This window comes from Fibrella forsythiae (genome assembly GCF_017353175.1).
Taxonomy (GTDB): Bacteria; Bacteroidota; Bacteroidia; order Cytophagales; family Spirosomataceae; genus Fibrella; species Fibrella forsythiae.
Map to the genome: position 1 here is coordinate 1 of NZ_JAFMYW010000051.1, position 1,262 is coordinate 1,262.

3 protein-coding genes are annotated in these 1,262 nt (G+C 57.1%); all 3 read right to left on the bottom strand.

Translation table 11 applies throughout. The annotated features are described in order from the left end of the window. On the bottom strand, positions 1–252 hold a 252-nt coding region (locus J2I46_RS32580), incomplete at its 3' end, for a hypothetical protein (protein ID WP_207333301.1). Between the two features lie 477 nt (positions 253–729). Further along, positions 730–873 (bottom strand): hypothetical protein, encoded by a 144-nt coding sequence (locus tag J2I46_RS32585; protein WP_207333302.1) that lies wholly within the window; start codon positions 871–873, stop codon positions 730–732. A 75-nt stretch (positions 874–948) separates the two neighbouring features. Continuing rightward, complete coding sequence (locus J2I46_RS32590) at positions 949–1,170, bottom strand: response regulator (protein ID WP_207333303.1); 222 nt, start codon at positions 1,168–1,170, stop codon at positions 949–951. Positions 1,171–1,262 lie beyond the last annotated feature (92 nt).

The window sequence follows — 1,262 nt, forward strand, 5'->3', positions numbered from 1 at the left end:
GAACTCGCGGAAGCCCTGCTCGCCCTGGAAGGAGCCTTGGCTCCAGGTCTGGGTCAGCGGCCCTTCGTTGTGGTAGGCAAACCAGGTGCCCACGTATTCGTCGGGTATGGCCGTAAAGGGTTTGTCGAGGGGCAGTTCAGGCCCAGGGGTAGGCTCGGAATCGGAGGACTCGCGCTTGCAGCTGCCCAGGGCCGTCGTAAGCAAGGTCAGCATAAGGAGCAGAAAGGGGGTGATGTGAGGTAAACGATGCATAGTATTGATGCGGTTTATAAAGTAGGTAAGCACCGGTGAGCAAGGGGTCAGCTACACCTTGATTCGCCCGGTGATTACAAAACTGAGCCGGGATTTGGCCCTGGCCAATCACTACAGCGCTCAATTGGCACGGGCGCTGACTGGATTGCCATAAAGGGGAAATCAATTGGACCCGTGGGGTAGGGCTCGTGTGGCCTGCTGCAGACCGGCAGGCTTCGCCTGGTGAGAAGGGGCAAGGCGCAAGCAGGTGACGTTGTTCCTACCGGCAAGCCAGGAAAGTGGTCAGGCGGCGTAGTGAATGGGACTGGATATATCTTTACCCCGCTCGGAAAGAGCCCCGCCAGGCAGGGTAAAAAATAGGGCTGTAGGCACGTTCTTGGGGGAGACTATCCTCGGCTAACGCAGTACAGGTGCCGGAGCGCCGTGGGTTATAAAGGCCCACGGCCCACTCAATTCGTTTAGCAGGCAGGCCTGGGTTCAGCCGTGTAGTGCCTGTACCAGCTGACGAAGGGCATCCGACGTTTGTTGACCCGTGGATTGGCCAAGGGCTCGCTGACGGCTGAACTCAAGCATAGCGGCGCGCAGCTCATCTTTCTGCCCGGGTTTGAGCTGGTAATCCACGCCGCTGACCTTGAAGGCGCGCAGGGCGCATTCGTCGTAGGAGGTGGTGAAGATAACGGGTGTATTGACCTGTATCTAGTCAAAGATTTGAACGCTTTGACCATCAGCTAGCTCATGATCCATCAAAATCAAGTCCGGCGAGCCCAGATGAGCAGACCCGTAGGTACGTAGCCAGTCGACGGTCTCTTGGATACTGCCGGTAATGGCCACTACCGTAGCGGTGGGCTCAACACTGAAGAGCGTTTTGGCCAGCTTTCGGGCGGCCATATCCTCGTCTTCTACAAGAGGAAGTTGCATTGGTATAGGTTTATATGGTCAGGGAGCGGGGCGGTTGACTGCTTACCTTAACCAGGGGAAAGGTGACGATAAAGTGGTCGGGCGTTTCCTGT

Coding starts and splice junctions, on each gene's coding strand:
- J2I46_RS32590 (WP_207333303.1), bottom strand. CDS start 1,170: ATGCAACTTCCTCTTGTAGAAGACGAGGATATGGCCGCCCGAAAGCTG.